This window comes from Pseudomonas sp. HUK17 (assembly GCF_001566765.1).
This window is the reverse complement of record NZ_LSMW01000008.1, coordinates 90631-112295: the sequence shown is the minus strand read 5'-3', so window position 1 is coordinate 112295 and position 21665 is coordinate 90631. Positions and strand designations below refer to the sequence as shown.

Sequence of the window (21665 nt, the reverse complement as noted above, 5' to 3'; positions counted from 1 at the left end):
AGAGCCGCCATGGCCAACCCGCCCATCACCGTTCTGCGCGACACCCAACCCCTGCCCGTGGTCGATGCCTGCAAGTGGGAGCGCATCGAGGGTGAGCCCCATACCGTCAACCTCAATGCCTACACCTCCGATGACGGCAGCAAGATCATGGGCACCTGGATCTGCACCCCCGGCAAGTGGCGCGTCGACTACGTGAAGTGGGAGTACTGCCACTTCCAGGAGGGCTACTGCATCATCACCCCCGATGGCCAGGAACCCATCCACCTCAAGGCCGGCGACATCTTTGTCGTCGAACCCGGCATGAAGGGCACCTGGGAAGTGGTCGAGACGGTGCGCAAGTATTTCGTCTTCGCCTGACGTGCGAGCGGCGCCTGCCGGCGCTGCCCGGCGGGCTGCTCAGGGCGTGGCATCACTGGCATAGCAGGCCCAGGCCGGTCGCGTGGCCAGGCGCGCGAGATAGGCCTCGATGGCTGGTGCCGCGATCCGCTTCATGGGGGTGCTGCGCCAGCGGTGCAGCGACAGCCCCAGGGCGATGTCGGCCAGGCTGAAGCGCTCGCCGACCACATAGGGGCCGTGCTGCGCCAGGTGCGCCTCCAGAATGGCGATACGCCCGTTCCAGGTGGCGATGCCCTGCGCCAGGCGCTGCGGATCGGGCTGCGGCGGCTGTTGCTTCACCAGGGCCAGATAGGCGTAGCTCCAGGCCGGATTGAGTTCGCTGGCCTGCCAGTCCAGCCACTGATCGACCCGTGCCCGTGCCCGCGGTGCGGCGGGATACAACGCCTCGCCGCCCTGGGCGTTGGCCAGGTAGCGCAGGATGCTGTTGGATTCCCAGAGCACGAAGTCGCCGTCCAGCAGCACCGGGATCTGGCCATTGGGATTCCACTGCAGATACTCGGCGGACTGCGCCGAGCGAAAACCGGCGCCCCAGTCTTCACGCTCATAGCCCAGGCCCAGTTCGTCGAGGCACCAGAGCACCTTGCGCACGTTGATCGAAGAGACGCGGCCAAGGACCTTCAGCATGCGCAGGCGACCTCCAGGGGTTCATGGTCGAGATAGGGCTCGATGTTGCCGAGCGCACGCGCCACATAGTCCTCCTTCTCACCCACCGGGGCTACATAGTGCAGCGCCTCGGCAGCTGCCTCGCGGCCCAGCAGCCGGGCGATGACCCAGGCCGCCAGGTAGCTGGAGGCCAGGCAGCCACCGGCGGTGGCCAGATTGCCGCGGGCGAAGAAGGGCTGTGCCAGTACCTCGATGCCGGCCTCCTGTACCCAGGGCTTGGTGGTGAGATCGGTGCAGCCGGGTACGCCGTCGAGCAGGCCGAGACGCGCCAGCAACAGGGTGCCGGAGCACTGGGCGCCGATCAGCTGGCGCACGGGATCGAGCACGGCAAGCTGCTCCAGCAGGTCAGCATCCCGGGCGAGTTCACGCGTCCGGCTGCCGCTGCCCACCAGTACGGCGGTGCAGTCGGCCAGTTCGTCGAAGCCGGCCTGCCGCTCCAGACGGACGCCATTCATGGAGGTCACCCAGGGCGTGGGCGCCAGCAGCGACACCTGCCAGTCCGGACGCTTGATGCGATTGAGGATGCCCAGGGCGATCAGGGAGTCCAGTTCGTTGAAGCCGTCGAAGGTCAGGATGGCGAGGTGCATGGGGCTACCAGGTGCGCGGGGGTGAGCCGAGAGTCTCGGTCTCATCCAGGTGAGTTGGCCAGATACAGCGCCGCGCCAGGCCAGCCATACAGTCAGGCCATTCGCCGGAAACCCTTCTAAACCGCGCCATAGCACCGCCGAGCCACTGGAAGAGATAGCACTTAGCCATTACAGTGGCCCACCCCTTGGCCGAAACGCCTGCCGATTTGCCATCGCCCATCGGCCTTACCCCGTTCCGAGATGTCGATGGACGATGATATTCGTTATGAACAGCATGTCCGGCGGGTGCTGCGCACCCCCCTGCAGGTATTGCAGCCTCTGATGCTGGCGCTGTGGCCGCTGAGTCTGTGGAGCAATCCGCTGATCGGCAGCCCCTACAAGCCGCGCTACTTCGCCGTGATGCTGCTGTTGCTGGCGATCAGCGCCCTGCTCAGCGTTGCACGCAGCGCGCGCATGATGAGTCTTACCTTTACCGGCAACATCTGGGCGCTCGCCCTCGCCTTTCGCATCCAGATCCAGGATGGCGGCGCCGTGGGCCACTACTGGAATCTGCCCATCGCCGTGATCATCGTCCTGGGCACCTGCGGCATGACCTATCGCCTCTCCCACTACCTGATCACCCTCGCCGGCGCCGCCTTCATCCTGTTCATCGGTCAGACCCAGCTGGTTCCCACCGCCATGCCAATACACCTGGTCTGGTTGCTGGCCAGTGCCACCCTGGCCATCGGCATCGCCTACAACCACGCCAACAGCCAATGGATGCGACGGACCTTCATTCTCAAGGAGCGCTATCGGATCCTGGCGGAAACCGACGAACTGACCGGGATCGCCAATCGCCGCAAGCTCCTGCAGCAGCTGGACGAGTCTCGCGGCGAGAGCGGGCAGACGCCTGCGCATTTCGTCATGCTCGATATCGACAACTTCAAGGAGATCAACGACCGGCACGGTCATCAGGTCGGCGATCAGGTACTGGTCGCCACGGCGCGGGAAATCGATCAGCTCGATCCGAGGCTGCAGGTCGGTCGCCTGGGTGGCGAGGAATTCGGCCTGCTGATCCGCGGCCTGGACGATGCGCGGGTGAGCCACCTGCTGGAAGTCCTGCGTAACCGCCTGGCCGCCGCCGCCCCTCTGGGCATCAGCTTCAGTGCCGGGGCGCTTCGGCTCGACCCGGAAGTTTCTCTCAACGAGCTGCTGCGGCGGGCGGACGAAGGTCTCTATCAGGCCAAACGCCAGGGCAAAGACCAGATGGTCTGGCCACACTGAGTGGCGTTAATCCAGCTTTTCCACCTTTACTGCGGTGGTGCCGTCGTCGACCATGTCCACCCGCCGCGCAGCGGCCCGTGAGAGGTCGATGATGCGACCCCGGATATAGGGTCCGCGGTCATTGATGCGTACCACCACGGCGCGATCGTTTTCCAGGTTGGTCACCTTGACCCGGGTGCCGAGCGGCAGGGTCTTGTGAGCCGCGACCAGTTCGTTGTTGTTGAAGGTCTCGCCACTGGCGGTTTCCCTGCCGTGGAACTTGCGCGCATAGAAGGACGCCTTGCCGCGCTGTTCGAAGCTGGCGTCCTTCTTGATCGGCGCCGCGACGGTCTTGGCGTCCTTTTCCTGGCAGGCGGTGCAGGCAAGCATCAGGAGCAGTACGAGGGATCTGGGACGGCTGAACACGTTTCACCTTCCTCTTCTTCTTCGTTTTGGGAAAGCAACGCACTGGGGAGTGGATTCAGCTAGCTCTGAGCCGATCCGCTACCCAAGGGTTCGCGAAGTATGGCCATAGGCCGCCATATCTGTGACGAACCCCTCAAGACCGCCCTAGGGCACCGGCAGCACATACCTGAGGATGGCGACGAAGTGCAGGGCGCTGCCGGCCATGACGAAGCCGTGCCAGATGCCATGCCAATGACGGAAGCGATCGTCGAAGACGAAGAACAGGATGCCGACGGTGTAAAGCACCCCACCGGCCACCAGCCAGGCGAAGCCTTCACCGCCCAGGCGATCCAGCAGCGGCCCCACCGCCACTAGCACGATCCAGCCCATGACGGCGTAGATCACCAGCGACAGGATGCGCGCTTCCGAACGCGGCTTGAGTTCCTGCGCCATGCCGATCAGCGCCAGGCCCCAGACGATGCCAAACAGCGTCCAGCCCCAGGGCCCGCGCAGGGTCACCAGGCAGAACGGCGTGTAGCTGCCGGCGATCAGCAGATAGATCGACAGATGATCGAGCTTTTGCAGCAGGCGTTTCGCCCGCCCCTTCACGCTGTGGTAGAGGGTCGAGACGCTGTAGAGGATCACCAGCGCCACCCCATAGATGGCCACGCTGACGATGCGCCAGGGATCCCCCTGCAGGCTGGCCAGCACCACCAGAGTGACGGCACCGGCCAGGGCCAGCAGGGCGCCGACCAGATGGGTCCAGGCATTGAGACGTTCGCCGTGATACATGCGTCCTCCGGTATGGGTCGCAAACGGGCTCAGGGTCTCGCCGAGCCCTCGCGATGGGCAGTGAGGCGCTCGTAGCGGTCGAGCAGCGGCTGGATGGAAATCCCATGCACCGCGATGCTCAGGGCCACCACCGACAGTGTCAGGTCGACGATGGTCCCGGCCCACTCGGCCGTGACGTGATGCGTGAGCGCGTAGCACAGATAATACAGGCTACCGATACCGCGGATGCCGAACCAGCCGATCAGCGCCCCCTGCTGGCGATCGATACGGGTGAAGGGCAGCATGGTCGCCACCCCCAGCGGGCGAATGACCACGAACAGCAAGGCGCCCAGCAGCAGCGCGCGGCTGTCCCAGTGGGTGATGAGCACCACGCCCAGCAGGGTCACCAGGAGCACCTCGAAGGAGCGCTCCACCAGGCTGCCGAAGGCCAGCATGTCGCCCATCATCACCCCGGCGGCCATGCGCGGCTCCTCGATGTCCTCCGCCTTGGCGACCGTGGCGTGCTCCGGTGCGCCGGTGAGATGCCCGATCACCGGCTGCGCCAGGTGCTCGGAAGGCGTTTCCGCATGCCCCGATGTCTGGACTTCCGCCTGGCGCAAGCCCAGGCCGGCGGCGAACACCGCGAGAAAGCCGAAGGCGCCGATCTCGTCGGCCAGCACATAGGACAGGGCGATCAGTGCCAGGGCGAGGAAGTCGTTGGGCGAGATGGTGCTGTCGCCATGCCGGGTGCGTAGATAGATCATCAGCCGACCCACGCCCTTGCCCATGAAGTAGCCCAGCAGCAGCCCAGCCGGTACGCCCCAGACCACGCTCTTGAGAAACCACTCCAGGGTCCAGTCCCATTGCAACTGACCATGTTGCAGTAACAACAGGCCGAGCAGGACGAAGGGAAAGGCGGTGCCGTCGTTGAGGCCGGCCTCGCCGGAGAGACCGAAGCGGACCCGGTCGAAATCCTGGGCGTGGTTGACCTGCACCAGCCCGGCCAGCACCGGATCGGTGGGCGCGAGGATGGCGCCGATCAGCAAGGCCACGCCCCAGGGCAGGCCGAGCAGGTAGTGAGCGACCAGGCAGACGCCGGCGATGCTGAGAATCATCACTGGCCCGGCCAGCAGATAGGCGCCGTGCCAGGAGGAACGATGGAAGGACAGCCGCAGCTTGAGGCCGCTGACGAACAGCGAAAAGAGCACCGCCACCTCGGTCAGGTGGCCGATCCAGGTCGCCGATTGCTGGAAGTTGACCTCGGCCAGCCCCAGGCCGATGGGACTGATGAGCATGCCAAAAGCCAGACAGACCACCGAGGTGGTGACCGGTAGCCAGCGCAAATAGGCGGAGGTCAGGGCGAGGATCATCAACAACGATCCCAATACCCCGACCCAGACGAGAAAAGTCATGTGGGTGGCGTGATCCAGAACAGCAGAGGAAGAGTGGGTGACGGACGCCACCCTCTTGATGGAGACTGCGCCAAGGCCTTGGCGGTGCCCCCTATCTGCCGAATGGCGCACCACGCGGTGACCCCGTGGCTCCGGCCAGGGTCCCATGTCCTAATAGTCCCCCTGGAAAGCCTCTTCTCGCATGAGCGATCACCGCCTCCGCAAGCAACGCCGCCTCGAACGCCTGCAACGCTTCCTCGACTGGGCCGGCCGCACCCATCCCGACTTCGTCGCCAGGCAACAGCATCAGGAACTCTGGTTCAAACCCTACTCGGGCTATCCCCTGCCGCACCTGGGCCGTATCGCCAAGGCCTTCTGGCTGGGTCTCGACGAGGCCGCGGCGGTGGCCGCCGGCAGTGCGCCCGATCCCGACCGTCTGCTGGGCCAGGCGCTGCTCAGTGCCAGCAAGACCTTTGCCCATCCGGTGGACGTCTTCGGCAGCGAAAAGCTCTTTACCGGCGGCGCGACGAGCGAGCTGCTCGAACCCCACTGGGCACTGAACCTGGCCGACAGTGACTCCGCCGAGACCTTTGCCGCGGCGGTCGGCCAGCGCCTGGGCGATGCCGTGCGCGAGCGGCTGAGCATCCTGGCGGCCCCCTTCGCCGAGATGGCCGAGGAAGATCGTCAGCGCGTGCTGGAGCGGGTGCCCCAGGCGCTGATCCGCCTGGACGACTTCCTGCCGCGCGCGGTGGAGGTGCTCAATGAGACGCGCCACGAGTTGAGATTCAACGTGGTGCTGACCCACGAGGACATCCGCCTGGAAATCCCCCGACGGCTGGCGGCCAACCAGGGGCGTCTGCTTGGCGACGCCGATGTGGCCGCGCTCAAGGCGGAGGCCGAGCGGGAATTGCGCGAGCGCTTCGCCGTGCTGGTGGGCGAAGCCGATGCTCTGGACTTCGACCTGCACCAGCTCGGCACCCCGCGCCTGCAGGAGCTGATGCGCCTGGAGAGCGACAAGCTGCGTCGCGCCCTACGCCACGCCGTGGGCCAGCAGCGCGAGAAGATGGCCTTCGCCGTGCTGCTGGAAAACAATCCGCGCTTCGGCCAGTACCACCAGAACTATCCGGCCCGGCGCCTGACCCGCACCTGGACCGCGCTGCTCGGCCCCACCAACAGCGGCAAGACCCACAGGTCCATCGAAGCCATGGCGGCGGTGACCCACGCCATCTACCTGTCACCGTTGCGGCTGATGGCGCTGGAGAACCAGGAGCGCCTGGAATCCCTCGGTGTGCCCTGCTCCCTGGTCACCGGCGAGGAAGAGATCATCCGCCCTGGTGCCACCCATTTCTGCTGCACCGTCGAAGAATTTGCCCGCTTCCGCCGCCAGCAATGGGAAGTGGTGGTGGTCGACGAAGTGCAGATGCTCGCCGATCCGCAACGCGGCTGGGCCTGGGTCGATGCCCTGGTCAGCGCCCACACCAAGCGCCTGCTGATGACCGGTCCGGCGCTGATCGAACCCTCGCTGCGCACCCTCTGCGAGCTGTGCGAGGACCGTCTGGAGATCAAGCCCACCAAGCGCCTGTCGCCGGTCACTGTGGCGCGCCACGCCACCACCCTGGAACGCCTGGAACCCGGGTCGCTGCTGGTGGCCTTCAGCCGGCGGCTGGTGCTGGAACTCAAGGGCCTGCTGGAGATGGCCGGCCGCCGGGTCTCGGTGGTCTATGGCGCCCTCTCGCCGGAGGTGCGGCGGGAGCAGGCGCGGCGCTTCCGTGACGGCGAGACCGAGATCATGGTGGCTACCGATGCGGTGGGCATGGGCCTCAACCTGCCGGCCCATACCCTATGCTTCTACACCGACGAGAAGTTCGACGGGGTGCAGAATCGCCCGCTACGGGTGCAGGAGGTCAAGCAGATCGGCGGCCGCGCCGGGCGCTTCGGCCATCATGCCGAAGGCGAGATCACCGCGCTGGAACCCCATGTGCTGCGCAACATCAAGCGGCTGTTCCACAGCCCGGACGATCCGGTGGACCTGCACCAGTTCCAGGTGCGGCCGAGCCTGGAGCACCTGCGCGCCCTGTCCGACTTCATGGAAGAGCCCAGCCTGCTGCGCACCTGGCTGACCTTCAACCGCAACATCAACTATGGCGATGCTTTCGTCTCGGTGCTGCCCGAGGAACTGGCCGAGTGGATCAAGCTGATCGACCTGCCGGGGATCGATTTCCAGCTGCGCTGGATCTTCGCCTGCACGCCGATCCGCGGCGGCCTGGAAGGCCCGGCCAGCGGCCAGGCCCAGCGCTGGCTGCGCCTGGTGGCCCGGGGCGAGCCGGTGGACCTGCCGCGCATCCCCCTGGGAACCGATCTCGCCGGCCTGGAAAGTGCCCTGCACGTGGTGGAAACCTATCTGCACCTGGCGCGCAGCCTGCCCGAACTGTTTCCCGCCCTGGAACGCGGCCAGGAGCATCGTGACCTGCTCAACGACGCCATCACCCGCGAGTTGTCGCGCCGCCGTCGGCCGCGGGGCCAGGAGAAGGGTCAGGGCAAGGGCGGCCGGCGCCAGGGGCGTGGGGAGCGCCGGGGTGGGCGCTTCGGGCGTTAGTTTCGTAGGTTGGCGCTGAGCGCAGCGAAGCCCAACAACGTGGACACCCCTACCCGCGATCGCCTCTCCCCCTTTCCCGCCGGGAGAGGGGGCGGTTGGCCGCGGAGGGTGGATAACGGCGCGGCCTTCCACCGTCTTGCGTTGGGCTTGCCCGTGGAAAACGCTACGCGATTTTCACGCTACCGGCCGGCCGCTCTTACCGAGACGTCGCCACCGGCAGCCGCGCCTTGAAGCTCCAGGTGAAGAAGAATTCCGCCACCTGCTCGCCACTCTCGTCGGTGCCGACGCTGCGCAGTTGCAGCACCTGGGGCTCGCCCGTCTCCCGGGCCAGCCGCAGCGCCGCAGCTATGGCCTCGCCCTGGTCGCAGCGAAAGACGAGGGTGCCCACGGCCTTCTTGGTGAAGCGGGCGCTCATGGCCACCACCAGCATGGCGTAGCGACTACCGGAACGGCGGATGTGCCGGTCGGCGAGGATGCCGGTGGAAAATTCCGCCGCCATGCCCTCCACCGCCCAGAACATGCTCTTGAAGGGATTCTGGTTCAGCCAGCCATGGGTGACCTGAATCTGGCAGCCGGCATCGTCCAGCTGGCGCAGGCGCAGGCCGGCGATCTTGGCGATGGGCACCTTGGTCCAGACGAAGAGATTGAACAGCAGTCGATTCATGGCGAGCGCATCCGGCAGCCTGGCCAAGGCGCCAGGAGCCCGCAGCTTAGCGCTTCGTCTCGGGCCGCTCCACGACTGACGGGCGCGGCCCGGTAGACAGTTCGCGACCCCTGGGTCGCGTACCCGGGGCGCCTCGTCGAGGAGGCGCCCGCAAGCCTTACAGCGGATTGGCGTTGAGTTGCTCGGCGTAGCGGCGGGTCATGAAGACCGCGAACAGCAGGCCGGCCACCGCCAGGCTGCCGCCGACCAGGCCGACGTAGGGCATGCCGACATGGGTCCCCACCACGCTGCCCAGCAGGGCGCCGCCGCCGATGCCGACGTTGTAGATGCCGGAGAACAGCGCCATGGCGACGTCCGTGGCGTCCTTGGCCAGGGCCAGCACCTTGGCTTGCAGCGCCAGGCCGAAACTCATGATGGCGATGCCCCAGACCACGCTCAGGCCCTCCAGCATGAAGCTCTTCCAGGCGAAGGGCAGCAGCAACAGCAGCGACAGGGCGATGCCGGCGATGGCCGCGACCAGAAAGCCATTGGGGAATCTCAGACTGTAGCGGCTGAACAGCAGCGAACCTATGACCCCGGAACCGCCGAACAGCAGCAGCAAGGCGGTGATCTGCATGCCGCCCATGCCCGCCACTTCCACGGCGAAGGGCTCGATATAGCTGTAGCCGGTGAAATGGGCGGTCACCACCAGGGTGGTGAGCAGGTAGATGCACAGCAGCGCGGGGCGCTTGAACAATACCGGCAGGCTGGCCAGGGAACCGGAATTCTCGCTGGGCAGCAGCGGCAGGTTGCGCGCCAGCCAGAGCACCGTGCCCACCGCCAGCGCCGCGATGGCGACGAAGGTGTAGCGCCAGCCCAACAATTCGCCCAGCACCCGGCCCAACGGGATGCCCAGCACCATGGCCAGGCAGGTACCGGTAGCCAGCAGGCCGAGCGCCTGGGTCTGCTTGCCGGCCGGGGCGATGCGCACCGCCAGCGAGGCGGTGATCGACCAGAACACCGCATGGGAGAAGGCGATGCCGATGCGACTGGCCACCAGCACCTCGAAGCTCCAGGCCACCCCGGACAGGCCGTGGCAGGCGACGAACACCGCGAAGACGAACATCAGTAGCCGCCGTCGCTCGATGGAGCGCGTGGCGAGCATCATCGGCAGCGACATCAGGGCGACCACCCAGGCGTAGATGGTCAGCATCAGCCCGACCTGCGAGGGACGCATGTCGAAGCTGCGACCGATGTCGCTGAGCAGCGCCACCGGGACGAATTCCGTGGTGTTGAAGATGAAGGCGGCCAGGGCCAGGGCGATGACACCGGACCAGCTGGGCTTCCGGGCTTCGGCGGTAGCATCCATGGGGGGTCTTCTACTCCAGAGCGAAGGGGTGGATAGCGACTTCCGGTCAGAAAGCCGACGACGAAAACCCACGAGCAAAGGCTTGGCCCGCCTGCGACGCCAGGTCGCGAGCGAGAAGTCTGCTGTAGGTAGGGATTGGAATTGGATGTAGTAAAAATTCTACGCTGCTGCGTCGGACCATCACAACCTCTCGCAGTTGCGCCCAGTGATGGCGATCGCCTGGTCGAAGCGGCCAACTGCCTGATCGGCGTCGCTTTTTCGCCCAGGGTTCAGCGCGCCGACCGCCTGGCGCTGCGACAAAACATCGCGAAACCTTTTATCCAGCTCTGGCTACCAGCGAAACGCGCCGGATGATTTGACCTTACCCCAGGGGCAAGCTCTAGCCTCGGCGTCATCAGCCCAGTCAGGAGTCCGAACATGCGTATTGTCCTTTCCTCCACCCTGCTCGCGCTCACCCTGCTGGCGGGCGGCGTCGCCCAGGCCGCCGAAACCCAGCACCAGAACCACCAGGACATGCAGAAGAGCATGGAGGCCATGCACCAGGGCATGGAAGAAGGCCTCAAGTCCAAGGACCCGGATCTGGCCTTCGCCAAGGGCATGCTGGCCCACCATGAGGGCGCCGTCGACATGGCCCGCTACCAGCTCCAGCACGGCAAGGACCCGGAGATGCGCACGCTGGCCGAGGACATCATCCAGGCCCAGCAGAAGGAGATCGATCAGCTCAATCGCTGGATCAAGGCCCACGCCAAGTGATGGTGCGCCGCGCCCGGGACTGGCACAGTGAAAGACCAGTCCGGTCGCGGAGACCGCCATGCTGATCGATCATCTGGATCATCTGGTCCTGACCACCACGGACCTCGCCGCCTGCGAGGATTTCTACACCCGGGTGCTGGGCATGCGCCTGGAGGTATTCGGTGCGGGGCGCAAGGCGCTGCGCTATGGCAACCAGAAGATCAATCTGCATGAGCGGGGGCACGAATTCGAACCCAAGGCGCACCTGCCGGTGCCGGGCGCCCTCGACCTCTGCTTTATCGCCCACCAGTCGCTGGACGCCGTGATCGCCCATCTCCAACGCGAAGGCTGGCCGATCCTGGAAGGCCCAGTGGCACGCACCGGCGCCACCGGACCGATCCGCTCGGTCTATGTCCGCGATCCCGATCTCAACCTCATCGAGATCGCCGAGTACCCGACCTAGCGCGGCCGGCCGAACACCTGGGTCCAGTAGAGACTGTGGGTGCTGCGCGGATTCAAGGCGTAGGCCGCCCCCATCTCGGTGAACTCCGGATTCATCAGGTTGGCGCAATGCCCCGGGCTGGCCAACCAGCCCTGCATGGCCTGAGCGACCGAACCGGCACCGGCAGCGATGTTCTCGCCGATCCGAGTCCAGCCGTAGCCCTGCTTGGCCACCCGCTCGGCAACGGTGCCGCCGCCGGGCGCCGTGTGGGAGAAGTAGTCGCGGCCGGCCATGTCCTGACTGTGGGCCAGGGCGGCATTGGCCAGGGCCGGATTCCAGCGCAGCGGCGCGGTGGCGGCGAAGCGCCGGGTACCGCAGGTGCGGGCCTGGGCCCGGGCGCGATTGACCTCGGCCAGGACGGCCTTGCCGGCCGTCTGCCAGTCGCCCAGTCCGGCGCTCACCACCGGGCGCGCCAGCACCAGCTGCCAGCGCGGTCCCTGCTGACTCACCCCGATCTGGGCATAGTCGTTGCTGGCCAGCGGCCGGCAGTACTGCTGGCGCAGCCCGGCCATGGCCGCCTGGGCGGTGGGCGCGCCCGCCAGCATGATCACCTGCACCGCCGACGCCTGGTAGCCCGCGGCGCGCAGATCGCTCTGCAGGCGATCCCGGCCGCTCAGCCGGACGGCGGCCAGGCGACTGTCGGCGGCAAGGGGCGCGGCGGCGCGCACGCCGGGGCAGCCCTGGGGCGCGGCGCGATAGGCGTTGATCAGACTGACCAGCCGTGCCTCCTCGGGCGTCGCCGCCAGGGCGACATCGGCCAGCAGGCCTGTGGTCAGCAGCAGGGAAAAGGCAAGAAGGCGAGGCATGGGCGGGCCGATCCGGAAAACAGGGAAGCGCTATTTACCCGCCCGGCACCCGGGGCGCAACCCAAACGGCTCGCCAGCCGAGGAACGGATGGCAGTTTGCTTGCAGGGGTGATTGGAGTAGGCTCGCCCGCTCATTCAACAGGAGTCTCTCCCATGGCCAAAGCCTCTGCCCGCCACATCCTGGTTTCCAGCGAAGACAAGTGCAACGAACTCAAAGCCGCCATCGAAGGAGGCGCCGACTTCGCCCAGGTGGCCAAGGACAACTCCAGCTGCCCCTCCAGCCGTCAGGGCGGCGACCTGGGCACCTTCCGCCCGGGCCAGATGGTCAAGGAATTCGACACCGTGGTGTTCAGCGCCCCGCTGCACCAGGTCCAGGGTCCGGTAAAGACCCAGTTTGGCTATCACCTGGTGGAAGTCACCAGCCGCGAGGATTGATCGCGCCGGTGCTCCCGCTCGCGGCGGGGGCACCTCCCTTCCCTGCGCCCAACCGGCTATCCTGCAGATTTCCTGCCTCCCGAGGATAGCGCCATGTCCCTTCCCCTCGAACGTCACGGCCAATGCCTGTGCGGCGCCGTCCAGCTGGATTGCCGTCTCGACAACGCCCACGTATCCGCCTGCCATTGCCGAACCTGTCGTCGCTGGAGCGGTGGCCCGCTGCTGGCGGTGGAATGCACCCAGCCTCCCGTGATCGGCGGTAGCGACGCCCTGATGGTGCATGCCTCGTCCGACTGGGCGGAGCGTGGCTTTTGTAGCCACTGTGGCACCCATCTGTTCTATCGCCTCAAGGCCGAGCCGCATTACGCCATTCCGGTAGGCCTACTCGAGGGCGAGGACTGGGTGCTGGACAGCGAGATCTTCATCGAGGAACAGCCGGCCTGGTACTGCTTCGGGCACTCGCGTCGTCGGCTGACCGGCGCCGAGGCCTTCGCCGAGCACGGCGAACAGGATTAGTCCAGCCGCGCCCCGTTCTCCGCGTCCGTCATGACCGCCGGTCGCCTGGGTCAGAATGTCCTCAAGGCGCCCGCCGCGATCCTTATCGCGCCAAGGCTCGTGCCAGAGCCTCGGCCTCCTTTCGCCCTCTGATGCAGTTGCCCGCTTGCCTGCGGCCTGGGCGCACACCCCTATCAAGCCGCCGCCAACGGCGCCGATGCCTGGGTGAGCTCCCTTTCCCAGCCTGCCCACAAGAGGAACAATCATGGGGTTTCTGCAACGCTTCGGCGCGCGCGCCCGCCTGGGCGGTAGTGGCGTGTTCAGCCTGACCTGCTCCGCCCGCGAACTAGGCGACCGCCTTGGCGGCGTCGCCCTCCAGCCCACCTTCATCACCGGCTTCGTCTCGCCGCACCTGGACCTGGACGTCATCGCCCGGCAACTGGTGGCCCGCTTTCCCGAAGCCTCCATCAGCCTGTGTACCACCTCCGGCGAACTCTGCGGCAGCGAACAGCGCCTGTACTGCGCCGCCGATGGCGCCTGGGACCGGCTGGTGCTGCAATTCTTCGACGCCTCGGTGATCGCCTCGGCCGAGGTCGTGCACGTGCCGCTTGACAGCGAGGACATCCGCCGTGGCGGACCGCGGCGCAGCATGAAGGAACGCCTGGCCCGCCTGACCGAGTCGCTCAAGCGCCTGCAGGTGCGCACGCCCATCGATCACCGCGATACCCTGGCCTTCGTGCTGTTCGATGGCCTGTCCGCCTCGGAATCCTTCTTCATGGAGGCGCTGTACGAGTCCGGTCGCTTCCCCTGCCTGTTCGTCGGCGGTTCCGCCGGCGGCAAGGGCGACTTCCGCCAGACGCTGCTGCACGATGGCCGCAAGGCCTATGAAAACCACGCCCAGCTGGTCTTTCTGAAGATGGCCAGGAACACCCGCTTCGGGGTGTTCAAGAGCCAGAATTTCAGCGCCACGCCGCTCAGCCTCAATGTCCTCACCGCCTCCCTGGAAGAACGCTACATCAGCCAGGTGGTCGACAGCCGCGGCCAGATCAAGAGTATGGTGGCCGCCCTCTGCGAGGCCCTGAGTTGCCGCGCGGACCAGCTGGAACAGCGCCTGGCGGACTACTCCTTCGCCATCCGCGTCGGCGAGGAGCTGTTCGTTCGCTCCATCGCCCGCATCGACTACGAGCGCGAGCGCATCCACCTGTTCTGCGACGTGGCGCCCGGTGAGGAGCTGGTGATGGTCAAGCGCACCTCCCTGGTGGACACCACCCGCCAGGACTTCGCCCGCTTCCTGCAGGGCAAGAGCGGCACCCCGCTGGTGGGGGTGCTCAACGACTGCATCCTGCGCCGCGCCAACAACGGCGCCGAACTGCCGCGCATGGGCGAGGTGTTCGGCCAGACGCCGGTGGTGGGCTTTTCCACCTTTGGCGAGATCCTTGGCCTCAATCTCAACCAGACCCTCACCGCGGTGTTCTTTTTTCGCACCCCCGAAGGTGCGCCCTTCCGCGACGACTACGTCGACAACTTTGCCGCTCACTATGGCGAATTCAAGGCCTTCTTCCTGCGCCGACAGATCAAGAAGCTGGCGGGCCTGAGCCAGGTGGTGGTCAACCAGATCGACGAATTCAAGCGGCAGAACTTCACCGGCATCGTGGATGCCCAGGGCCTCGACGACTCCATCCAGGCGGTGTTCGGCGGCCTCGCCGATCTGGGCCAGGTCCTGCGCCAGGCGCACCAAAGTCGCCAGGAGATCGGTGAGCAGCTGCGGCACTACTCCGGCGAACTGCACAGCAGCATGGACGATCTGGCCGGCAACATCCTGCAGCAGGGCGAAGTCACCCGCCAGGCCGACGGCACCGTGCAGAACCTCACCGACCAGGCCGAGGAGGTGGTGCGCAGCGCCAACGAGCTGAGCCAGTCGAGCCTGCGCATCCAGTCCATCGTCCAGGTGATCCAGCAGATCGCCGGCCAGACCAACCTGCTGGCGCTCAACGCGGCCATCGAAGCGGCGCGCGCCGGCGAAAGCGGCCGGGGCTTCGCGGTGGTGGCCGACGAGGTACGCAACCTCGCGGCCATCACCCACAAGAACGCCGCCGAGATCGGGGCCGACATCGACCAGCTGTCCCGCGCCATCAGCGAGGTCGGCGCCCATATCGCCGGCCAGGCCAAGGACGTGGGATCGCTGCAGGAGCTGCTCGCCGCCCTGCGCGAGTCCGGTCGCCTCACCGCCCAGACCTCCCACCGCACCAAGGACATCGCCGACACCCTGACCGGCCTCACTGCCGCCACGTCGTCCTAGGCCGCAAGGGACTTACCGTTCGTCGGCACTGACCGGCAAGTCCCACCGCCCTCCTCGCCTCTGCCCCCCACCGGGGGCAAAGACCAGAGCTCCGCGGAGCACCTCCCGAGTGACCGCAGGGTCACGGCCAGTGCCGTGGCTTGCGGCCCTGTTTTGCTCAATCCGGCGACCAATGGGTCAGCAATAGACGCTCCAAACCCGCTCCTGGCCGCCTCTACGACTTTTGTAGTGACTATACGAAAGCACTACAAAACACGGTTGACGAGGCACTGATCTCCTGCAAATCTCTAGTTGCACCGGACGCGAACCCCCTATCCATGCGGGTCGCGCCTGGGCTCCGGGTGACCCTCGGGCCGTCTTGCGTAGTGATGCTCAAGAGGCACTACAAGAGAAGACGACTGAAATGCCGCGCTGCTCGAGGCAGCGTCGCCAGAGGTGACGTCCGGATCCATGCAGGTACGTACGGCGACATGACTCGACAGCTGGGCTGACCTTTCGCCTTCGCGACCGGCATCCGGATGGCAACCGCCATCCCGCTGCCGGACGTTGGGAAAAGACTGGTACCCAAGCCAACCTCATCGAGAAGGATCGACTCATGTCCGCTTACGAGAACGACGTTCAGGCCATCGCCGCCCTCAAGAACAGCACCGGCAATCACTGGAGCGCCATTAATCCGGAATACGCCGCCCGGATGCGCCTGCAGAATCGCTTCAAGACCGGTCTCGACATCGCCCGCCACTGCGCGGCCATCCTGCGCCGGGACATGGCCGTCTACGACGCCGACAGCAGCGCCTACACCCAGTCGCTGGGCTGCTGGCACGGTTTCATCGGGCAGCAGAAGCTGATCGCCATCAAGAAGCACCTGGGCAGCACGAAAGGCCGCTACCTCTATCTGTCGGGCTGGATGATCGCCGCGCTGCGTTCGGAATTCGGCCCGCTGCCGGATCAATCCATGCACGAGAAGACCAGCGTCCCGGCGCTGATCGAAGAGCTCTACACCTTCCTGCGCCAGGCCGACGCCCGCGAGCTGGCCATGCTGTTCCGCGAGCTGGATGCCGCCCGCGGCGCCGACGAGAACGCCAAGGCCGCCGCCATCCAGGCCAAGATCGACAACTACGAGACCCACGTGGTGCCGATCATCGCCGACATCGACGCCGGTTTCGGCAATGCCGAGGCCACCTACCTGCTGGCCAAGAAGATGATCGAAGCCGGGGCCTGCTGCATCCAGCTGGAAAACCAGGTCTCCGACGAGAAACAGTGCGGCCACCAGGACGGCAAGGTCACGGTGCCCCACGAGGACTTCCTGGCCAAGATCAACGCGGTGCGCTACGCCTTCCTCGAACTGGGCGTGGACGAGGGCGTCATCGTCGCCCGCACCGACTCCCTGGGCGCCGGCCTGACCAAGCAGATCGCCGTGAGCAAGCAGCCGGGCGACCTGGGCGACCAGTACAACGGCTTCCTCGACTGCGACGAGGTGGACGCCAGCCAACTGGGCAACGGTGACGTCCTTATCAGCCGCGGCGGCAAGCTGCTGCGGCCCAAGCGCCTGGCCAGCGGCCTGTTCCAGTTCCGCGCCGGCAGCGGCGTGGACCGGGTGGTGCTGGATTGCATCACCTCGCTGCAGAACGGTGCCGACCTGCTGTGGATCGAGACCGAGAAGCCCCACGTCGGGCAGATCAAGGCCATGGTCGATCGCATCCGCGAGGTCGTGCCCAACGCCAAGCTGGTCTACAACAACAGCCCGTCGTTCAACTGGACGCTGAGCTTCCGCCAGCAGGTGTTCGACGCCCTGCAGGCCGAGGGCAAGGACGTGTCCGCCTACGACCGCGCCAAGCTGATGAGCGTGGACTACGACGACACCGAGCTGGGTCGCCTGGCCGATGCGCGGATCCAGAGCTTCCAGCGCGACGCCGCGCGGGAAGCGGGCATCTTCCACCACCTGATCACCCTGCCCACCTACCACACCGCGGCCCTGTCCACCGACAACCTGGCCAAGGGCTACTTCGCCGAAGAAGGCATGCTGGCCTACGTCAAGGGCGTGCAGCGCCAGGAGATCCGCCAGGGCATCGCCTGCGTCAAGCACCAGAACATGGCCGGCTCGGACATGGGCGACGACCACAAGGAATACTTTGCCGGCGAGGCCGCGCTCAAGGCGGCGGGCAAGGACAACACCATGAACCAGTTCCATTGATCACGGCCACTGCGGAGGACACGCTCATGAACCTGAACGACAACCCCAGCCTGGACGACCTCAAGCAACTCTTCGGCCGGCTCAAGGACAAGAACCACACCCATATCCTCTGGGTCTGCGAGAGCGGCGCGGTGCACGTCGACCGCCTGCCCGGCGGCGAGACGCCCGAGCAGTTCGAGGAGCGCCATCCCAGCCTGCGCATCCGCTTCAAGACCTATAACAAGGGCAGCGGCTACGTCGGCAAGTCGGCCGCGGCGGACGACAACTTCATCAGAAGCGTCCACGCCGCCCTACAGGAGCACTGGCGCCTGGCCGGTCGGCAGCAACAGCCGGCCTATGTGGATCGCTACTGCTAGCCATGAAAAAGGGCGCGCCGGGTGATTGACCACCCGCCGCGCCCTGCCCCACCTCCGAGGCGACTCGTCCGCTCCTGCATGGCCTTGCAGGCTCGGGCGAGTCGCCTCTTCTGCTTACAGGACGAACAGATCCACGAAGCGATGCACCGGAGTGGCTTCCAGTCCCGCCTGATCCTTGCACAGCTCGAAGATCTGGGCGCAGCGACCGGCCGGGAAGCGCGTCGCCAGGTTGTTCTGGAACTTGCGCTCCAGCAGCGGAATGCCCTCTTCACGGCGACGGCGATGACCTACCGGGTACTCGATGGCGATCTTCTCGGTACTGCTGCCATCGGTGAAGAACACCTGGAGGGCGTTGGCGATGGAACGCTTGTCGGCTTCCAGGTATTCGCGGCTGTAGCGCTCGTCCTCGACGATCTCCATCTTCTCGCGCAACTGGTCGATGCGCGGATGGGCCTGGTGGAAGGCATCCTCGTAGTGTTCGGCGACCAGATCGCCAAATAGCAGCGGCACGGCGATCATGTACTGCAGGCAGTGGTCACGGTCGGCGGCGTTGGCCATGGGGCCCTGCTTGGAGATGATGCGGATGGCCGATTCGTGGGTGGTCACCACGATCTTCTCGATCTGGTCCACCCGGTCGCAGACCTGGGGATGCAGGATCACCGCGGCCTCGGCGGCGGTCTGGGCGTGGAATTCCGCCGGGAAGCTGATCTTGAACAGCACGTGCTCCATCACGTAGCTGCCGAAGCCCTGGGGGAAGCGGAACTGGCGCTGGTCGACGGGCTTGGTGGCCAAGTCCTTGTTGGTGTGGCTGAACAGCACGTCGTAGAAGCCCCACTGGGGCGCGCTGAGTACGCCAGGGATGCCCATCTCGCCACGCAGGGCGATGTCGGCCAGGCGCACGCCGCGGCTGGAGGCGTCGCCGGCGGCCCAGGACTTGCGGCTGCCGGCATTGGGTGCATGGCGATAGGTGCGCAGCGCCTGGCCATCGACGAAGGCATGGGACAGGGCTGACAGCAGTTGCTCGCGGTTGGCGCCCATCAGCTTGGCGCTGACCGCGGTGGACGCCAGCTTGACCAGGAAGACGTGGTCCAGGCCGACGCGGTTGAAAGAGTTCTCCAGGGCGAACACCCCCTGGATCTCGTGGGCCATGATCATGGCCTCCAGCACCTGGCGCATGGTCAGGGGTGCTTCGCCCTGGGCGACGCGGCGCTGGGAGAGGTGGTCGGCCACCGCCAGGATGGCGCCGAGGTTATCGGAAGGGTGGCCCCATTCGGCCGCCAGCCAGGTGTCGTTGTAGTCCAGCCAGCGAATGATGCAGCCGATGTCCCAGGCCGCCTTGACCGGATCCAGGCGATAGCTGGTGCCGGGCACCCGCGCGCCCTGGGGTACCACGGTGCCTTCCACCTGGGGGCCGAGCAGCTTGGTGCACTCGGGGAAGCGCAGGGACAGCAGGCCGCAGCCGAGGGTGTCCATCAGGCAGTTGCGGGCAGTGTCCAGGGCTTCCCGGGATTCCACCTGGTAGTTCAGCACGTAGTCGGCCAGGTCCTGGATGACCTGGTCGTAGTCGGGCCGGTTGTTGAGATCGACGTTGGCGCTCATGGGGTTTTGGTTCCTTACATCGTGGTCATGGCGGTCCGCCGATGCGGCCGCTCCTACAAGTTTGGTCATGGCTCGCTCCCGCAGGAGCGGCCCATGGCCGCGATCAGAGATGTTCAGCGATTGGCGATGGGCGTGAAGGCCCGCTGCTCGACACCGATGTAGTCCGCGCTGGGGCGGATGATGCGGTTGTCGGCGCGCTGCTCGAAGACATGGGCACACCAGCCGGCCGTGCGCGAACAGACGAAGATCGGGGTGAACAGCGGCGTCGGGATGCCGAGGAAGTGGTAGGCCGAGGCGTGATAGAAGTCGGCGTTGGGAAACAGCCCCTTCTCTTCCTTCATGGTGCGGTCGACGGCCTCCGAGACCGGGAACAGCACCCTGTCGCCCACCTCTGCCGCCAGCTGCCGGGCATAGTCCTTGATCACTTCGTTGCGCGGATCGCTGTCGCGGTAGATGGCGTGGCCGAAGCCCATCACCTTTTCCTTGCGTTCGAGCATCTGCTTGAGGCCGGTGACCGCTTCCTCGGGCGAGGCGAAGCGCTCGATCAGCGCCATGGCCGCCTCGTTGGCCCCACCGTGCAGCGGCCCGCGCAGGGAGCCGATGGCACCGGTGACGCAGGAATAGAGGTCGGACAGCGTCGAGGCGCAGACCCGGGCGGTAAAGGTGGAAGCGTTGAATTCGTGCTCGGCATAGAGGATCAGCGAGACGTTCATCACCCGGGCATGCAGGTCGCTGGGTGCCTTGCCGTGCAACAGGGTGAGGAAGTGGCTGGCGATGTCCGGGGCGTCACTGCTGCAGTCGATACGGGTGCCGCTCTGGCTGAAGTGATGCCAGTAGAGCAGGATCGCCGGGAAGGCGCCGAGCAGGCGGTCGGCGACCTGCTGCTGGTCGGAGAAGCTGTGCTCCGGCTCCAGGGTACCCAGCAGCGAGGCACCGGTGCGCATCACATCCATGGGGTGGGCACTGGCGGGAATGCGCTCCAGGCCTTCCTTGAGCGGCTGCGGCAGGTCGCGCAGAGCAGCCAGGCGCTGGCGATAGGCGTCCAGTTGCGCCTGGGTGGGCAGCTCGCCATAGAGCAACAGGTGAGCCACCTCCTCGAAGTCGGCCCCAGCAGCCAACTCACGGATGTCATAGCCCCGGTAGGTGAGTCCGGCGCCGGTCTTGCCGACGGTGCATAGCGCGGTGCGGCCGGCGACCTGGCCACGCAGGCCGGCGCCGCCGAGGGTTTTGCTGTCTGCCATCGTCTCGCTCCTCTTGGAGTTGTTGTGCGAAAAAGCGGGCGTTCAGGGTGGAGCGTCAGGATTTGCCTTGCTGGAACAGGCGATCCAGCTGGTCCTCATATCGGTGATAGTCGATGCGGTCGTAGAGTTCGGCGCGGGTCTGCATGGTGTCGACCACCGCCTGCTGGCTGCCGTCGCGGCGGATCGCGGTGTAGACGTTTTCGGCAGCGCGATTGGCGGCCCGGAACGCCGACAGTGGATAGAGCACCAGACTGACGTCGGCGCTGGCCAGCTCCTCGGTGGTGAACAGCGGCGTGGCGCCAAATTCGGTGATGTTGGCGAGGATCGGCACCTTCACCGCCTGGGCGAACTGGCGGTACATGGGCAGCTCGGTGATGGCCTCGGGAAAGATCATGTCGGCGCCGGCCTCGACGCAGGCGCAAGCGCGGTCGATGGCGGCCTGCAGGCCTTCCACGGCCAGGGCATCGGTGCGTGCCATGATGACGAAGTCCGGGTCGGTGCGGGCATCCACCGCCGCCTTGATGCGATCGACCATCTCCTGCTGGCTGACGATTTCCTTGCCGGGTCGATGACCGCAGCGCTTGGCGCCCACCTGATCCTCGATATGCATGGCCGCCGCGCCCGCCTTGATCAAGGCGCGGGTGGTGCGGGCGACGTTGAAGGCCGAGGCACCAAAGCCGGTATCGACGTCCACCAGCAGCGGCAGGTCGCAGACATCGGTGATGCGACGCACGTCGATCAGCACATCTTCCAGGCCGCTGATGCCCAGGTCCGGCAACCCCAGGGAGCCGGCCGCGACCCCGCCGCCGGAGAGGTAGACGGCCTGGAAGCCGGCGCGCTTGGCCAGCAGCGCATGATTGGCGTTGAGGGTGCCGACCACCTGCAGCGGGCGTTCGGCGGCAACGGCGGCGCGGAATTTCTGGCCGGGACTGACGGCAGGCATGGC

At 66.3% G+C, this 21665-nt stretch carries 21 protein-coding genes and 1 pseudogene; 11 read left to right on the top strand and 11 right to left on the bottom strand.

The features are described from left to right. The first annotated feature begins 9 nt into the window (after nucleotides 1-9). Nucleotides 10-357, top strand: coding sequence for a cupin domain-containing protein (locus tag AX284_RS05020; RefSeq protein WP_007160512.1), 348 nt, complete (start codon nucleotides 10-12; stop codon nucleotides 355-357). Between the two features lie 39 nt (nucleotides 358-396). Here the strand turns inward: AX284_RS05020 and AX284_RS05015 are convergent, their stop codons facing one another. Together AX284_RS05015 and AX284_RS05010 are read right to left on the bottom strand one after the other, a co-directional pair. Then, a complete protein-coding gene (locus AX284_RS05015) occupies nucleotides 397-1020 on the bottom strand; it encodes a glutathione S-transferase family protein (protein ID WP_017641954.1) in 624 nt (207 codons plus the stop codon). After that, nucleotides 1014-1646: a DJ-1/PfpI family protein gene (locus AX284_RS05010; RefSeq protein WP_068383871.1), complete on the bottom strand. Its 633-nt coding sequence runs from the start codon at nucleotides 1644-1646 to the stop codon at nucleotides 1014-1016. Before AX284_RS05010 ends, AX284_RS05015 begins: the two co-directional genes overlap by 7 nt. A 246-nt stretch (nucleotides 1647-1892) precedes the next feature. On the opposite strand from AX284_RS05010, the gene AX284_RS05005 reads away from it, so the two are divergent. Beyond that, complete coding sequence (locus AX284_RS05005) at nucleotides 1893-2909, top strand: GGDEF domain-containing protein (RefSeq protein WP_068383869.1); 1017 nt, start codon at nucleotides 1893-1895, stop codon at nucleotides 2907-2909. A 6-nt stretch (nucleotides 2910-2915) separates the two neighbouring features. Here AX284_RS05005 and AX284_RS05000 read toward each other — a convergent pair whose 3' ends face one another. The 3 genes from AX284_RS05000 to AX284_RS04990 form a co-directional block, all read right to left on the bottom strand. Continuing rightward, nucleotides 2916-3314, bottom strand: coding sequence for a septal ring lytic transglycosylase RlpA family protein (locus tag AX284_RS05000; protein ID WP_017641951.1), 399 nt, complete (start codon nucleotides 3312-3314; stop codon nucleotides 2916-2918). Nucleotides 3315-3458: 144 nt separating this feature from the next. Further along, on the bottom strand, nucleotides 3459-4085 hold the full coding sequence (trhA, locus tag AX284_RS04995; RefSeq protein ID WP_064309224.1) for a PAQR family membrane homeostasis protein TrhA: 627 nt from the start codon (nucleotides 4083-4085) through the stop codon (nucleotides 3459-3461). A 29-nt stretch (nucleotides 4086-4114) separates the two neighbouring features. Next, complete coding sequence (locus AX284_RS04990; RefSeq protein WP_177329646.1) at nucleotides 4115-5476, bottom strand: cation:proton antiporter; 1362 nt, start codon at nucleotides 5474-5476, stop codon at nucleotides 4115-4117. 181 nt (nucleotides 5477-5657) lie between these two features. Between AX284_RS04990 and AX284_RS04985 the strand changes: the two genes are divergently transcribed. After that, on the top strand, nucleotides 5658-8051 hold the full coding sequence (locus AX284_RS04985) for a DEAD/DEAH box helicase (protein WP_068383867.1): 2394 nt from the start codon (nucleotides 5658-5660) through the stop codon (nucleotides 8049-8051). Nucleotides 8052-8247: 196 nt separating this feature from the next. On the opposite strand, the gene AX284_RS04980 is transcribed toward AX284_RS04985, so the two are convergent. Together AX284_RS04980 and AX284_RS04975 are read right to left on the bottom strand one after the other, a co-directional pair. Then, a complete protein-coding gene (locus tag AX284_RS04980; RefSeq protein WP_017641947.1) occupies nucleotides 8248-8715 on the bottom strand; it encodes a DUF4442 domain-containing protein in 468 nt (155 codons plus the stop codon). A 157-nt stretch (nucleotides 8716-8872) separates the two neighbouring features. Continuing rightward, nucleotides 8873-10063, bottom strand: coding sequence for a sugar transporter (locus AX284_RS04975; RefSeq protein ID WP_064307474.1), 1191 nt, complete (start codon nucleotides 10061-10063; stop codon nucleotides 8873-8875). Between the two features lie 417 nt (nucleotides 10064-10480). On the opposite strand from AX284_RS04975, the gene copM reads away from it, so the two are divergent. Continuing rightward, on the top strand, nucleotides 10481-10816 hold the full coding sequence (gene copM, locus AX284_RS04970; RefSeq protein WP_068383865.1) for a CopM family metallochaperone: 336 nt from the start codon (nucleotides 10481-10483) through the stop codon (nucleotides 10814-10816). A 61-nt stretch (nucleotides 10817-10877) separates the two neighbouring features. Beyond that, nucleotides 10878-11258 carry a VOC family protein gene (locus AX284_RS04965; RefSeq protein ID WP_026083944.1) on the top strand — a complete coding sequence of 127 codons (381 nt, stop codon included), beginning with the start codon at nucleotides 10878-10880 and terminating at the stop codon, nucleotides 11256-11258. Here the strand turns inward: AX284_RS04965 and AX284_RS04960 are convergent. Next, nucleotides 11255-12103 (bottom strand): CAP domain-containing protein, encoded by an 849-nt coding sequence (locus AX284_RS04960; protein ID WP_064307473.1) that lies wholly within the window; start codon nucleotides 12101-12103, stop codon nucleotides 11255-11257. The genes AX284_RS04965 and AX284_RS04960 overlap by 4 nt on opposite strands. 153 nt (nucleotides 12104-12256) lie before the next feature. Between AX284_RS04960 and AX284_RS04955 the strand changes: the two genes are divergently transcribed. From AX284_RS04955 to AX284_RS04935, 6 genes and pseudogenes are all read left to right on the top strand, one after another. Further along, nucleotides 12257-12538 carry a peptidylprolyl isomerase gene (locus tag AX284_RS04955; RefSeq protein WP_064307472.1) on the top strand — a complete coding sequence of 94 codons (282 nt, stop codon included), beginning with the start codon at nucleotides 12257-12259 and terminating at the stop codon, nucleotides 12536-12538. A gap of 93 nt (nucleotides 12539-12631) precedes the next feature. Beyond that, entirely contained in the window at nucleotides 12632-13054 is a 423-nt protein-coding gene (locus tag AX284_RS04950) for a GFA family protein (protein WP_064307471.1), read from the top strand. Between the two features lie 244 nt (nucleotides 13055-13298). Continuing rightward, nucleotides 13299-14408: pseudogene (locus tag AX284_RS12265) on the top strand (FIST signal transduction protein); the annotation flags it as partial. Between the two features lie 3 nt (nucleotides 14409-14411). Beyond that, nucleotides 14412-15332, top strand: a complete 921-nt coding sequence (locus AX284_RS12260; protein ID WP_437181175.1) for a methyl-accepting chemotaxis protein — start codon at nucleotides 14412-14414, stop codon at nucleotides 15330-15332. 595 nt (nucleotides 15333-15927) lie between these two features. Further along, nucleotides 15928-17523, top strand: a complete 1596-nt coding sequence (locus tag AX284_RS04940; protein WP_068383861.1) for an isocitrate lyase — start codon at nucleotides 15928-15930, stop codon at nucleotides 17521-17523. A 26-nt stretch (nucleotides 17524-17549) separates the two neighbouring features. Beyond that, the gene (locus tag AX284_RS04935; RefSeq protein WP_068383859.1) at nucleotides 17550-17879 is read left to right on the top strand and encodes a hypothetical protein; all 330 of its coding nucleotides are present in this window, start codon (nucleotides 17550-17552) and stop codon (nucleotides 17877-17879) included. 114 nt (nucleotides 17880-17993) lie between these two features. On the opposite strand, the gene prpD is transcribed toward AX284_RS04935, so the two are convergent. The 3 genes from prpD to prpB all read right to left on the bottom strand — a co-directional run bounded on the left by prpD (nucleotide 17994) and on the right by prpB (nucleotide 21662). Continuing rightward, nucleotides 17994-19478: a 2-methylcitrate dehydratase gene (gene prpD, locus AX284_RS04930; protein WP_017641938.1), complete on the bottom strand. Its 1485-nt coding sequence runs from the start codon at nucleotides 19476-19478 to the stop codon at nucleotides 17994-17996. A 113-nt stretch (nucleotides 19479-19591) separates the two neighbouring features. After that, nucleotides 19592-20719, bottom strand: coding sequence for a bifunctional 2-methylcitrate synthase/citrate synthase (gene prpC, locus AX284_RS04925; RefSeq protein WP_068383857.1), 1128 nt, complete (start codon nucleotides 20717-20719; stop codon nucleotides 19592-19594). 55 nt (nucleotides 20720-20774) lie between these two features. After that, nucleotides 20775-21662: a methylisocitrate lyase gene (prpB, locus tag AX284_RS04920; RefSeq protein ID WP_068383855.1), complete on the bottom strand. Its 888-nt coding sequence runs from the start codon at nucleotides 21660-21662 to the stop codon at nucleotides 20775-20777. Between the last annotated feature and the right edge of the window lie 3 nt (nucleotides 21663-21665).

Coding starts and splice junctions, on each gene's coding strand:
- AX284_RS05015 (WP_017641954.1), bottom strand. CDS start 1,020: ATGCTGAAGGTCCTTGGCCGCGTCTCTTCGATCAACGTGCGCAAGGTG.
- copM (WP_068383865.1), top strand. CDS start 10,481: ATGCGTATTGTCCTTTCCTCCACCCTGCTCGCGCTCACCCTGCTGGCG.
- AX284_RS04950 (WP_064307471.1), top strand. CDS start 12,632: ATGTCCCTTCCCCTCGAACGTCACGGCCAATGCCTGTGCGGCGCCGTC.
- AX284_RS04985 (WP_068383867.1), top strand. CDS start 5,658: ATGAGCGATCACCGCCTCCGCAAGCAACGCCGCCTCGAACGCCTGCAA.
- AX284_RS04980 (WP_017641947.1), bottom strand. CDS start 8,715: ATGAATCGACTGCTGTTCAATCTCTTCGTCTGGACCAAGGTGCCCATC.
- AX284_RS05005 (WP_068383869.1), top strand. CDS start 1,893: ATGGACGATGATATTCGTTATGAACAGCATGTCCGGCGGGTGCTGCGC.
- AX284_RS04990 (WP_177329646.1), bottom strand. CDS start 5,476: ATGACTTTTCTCGTCTGGGTCGGGGTATTGGGATCGTTGTTGATGATC.
- prpB (WP_068383855.1), bottom strand. CDS start 21,662: ATGCCTGCCGTCAGTCCCGGCCAGAAATTCCGCGCCGCCGTTGCCGCC.
- AX284_RS04975 (WP_064307474.1), bottom strand. CDS start 10,063: ATGGATGCTACCGCCGAAGCCCGGAAGCCCAGCTGGTCCGGTGTCATC.
- AX284_RS04955 (WP_064307472.1), top strand. CDS start 12,257: ATGGCCAAAGCCTCTGCCCGCCACATCCTGGTTTCCAGCGAAGACAAG.
- AX284_RS04935 (WP_068383859.1), top strand. CDS start 17,550: ATGAACCTGAACGACAACCCCAGCCTGGACGACCTCAAGCAACTCTTC.
- AX284_RS04940 (WP_068383861.1), top strand. CDS start 15,928: ATGTCCGCTTACGAGAACGACGTTCAGGCCATCGCCGCCCTCAAGAAC.
- prpD (WP_017641938.1), bottom strand. CDS start 19,478: ATGAGCGCCAACGTCGATCTCAACAACCGGCCCGACTACGACCAGGTC.
- prpC (WP_068383857.1), bottom strand. CDS start 20,719: ATGGCAGACAGCAAAACCCTCGGCGGCGCCGGCCTGCGTGGCCAGGTC.
- AX284_RS05020 (WP_007160512.1), top strand. CDS start 10: ATGGCCAACCCGCCCATCACCGTTCTGCGCGACACCCAACCCCTGCCC.
- AX284_RS04960 (WP_064307473.1), bottom strand. CDS start 12,103: ATGCCTCGCCTTCTTGCCTTTTCCCTGCTGCTGACCACAGGCCTGCTG.
- AX284_RS05010 (WP_068383871.1), bottom strand. CDS start 1,646: ATGCACCTCGCCATCCTGACCTTCGACGGCTTCAACGAACTGGACTCC.
- trhA (WP_064309224.1), bottom strand. CDS start 4,085: ATGTATCACGGCGAACGTCTCAATGCCTGGACCCATCTGGTCGGCGCC.
- AX284_RS12260 (WP_437181175.1), top strand. CDS start 14,412: ATGGGCGAGGTGTTCGGCCAGACGCCGGTGGTGGGCTTTTCCACCTTT.